The following is a 336-nucleotide window of genomic DNA, read 5'->3' as shown; positions in this document are numbered from 1 at the left end:
GGCAAGGGGCAGCACAGGGACATGGCGGTCCTCTCTGATCCGTGGGGTGGGCCGTTGCCGGCCCGGTCTCGGCCGGGGTTGGCCGGTGGCGCGTTGAAGGCGCGCGCGAGGTGAGCCGATGGCCAGCCGTCCTCAGGCGAGCGGCAGGGTCGCGCTGAAGAAGGTGTTGATGATGTTCGGCGCGACCAGCATCCCGACCCCCGCCGAGACACCGACCACGAAGCCCATGATCGACTGGCGCATGACGCCGGCGACCAGACCGACCAGGATGAAGGCGACCGCAATGACCTTGCCGAGCAGGCCGGTCATCCAGCCCGTCAGCAGGGTGTAGACCTC

1 protein-coding gene is annotated in these 336 nt (G+C 69.0%); it reads right to left on the bottom strand.

Features of this window, described 5'->3' with window-relative positions; translation table 11 throughout:
* Nucleotides 1-132: 132 nt before the first annotated feature.
* Nucleotides 133-336: TraA family conjugative transfer protein (gene traA, locus G3480_RS27535; RefSeq protein ID WP_276611769.1), on the bottom strand; the 204-nt coding region annotated here is incomplete at its 5' end.

It is taken from the genome of Thiorhodococcus mannitoliphagus (assembly GCF_010915725.1).
GTDB classification, from domain to species: domain Bacteria; phylum Pseudomonadota; class Gammaproteobacteria; order Chromatiales; family Chromatiaceae; genus Thiorhodococcus; species Thiorhodococcus mannitoliphagus.
This window is presented reverse-complemented; position numbering and strand designations above follow the sequence as displayed.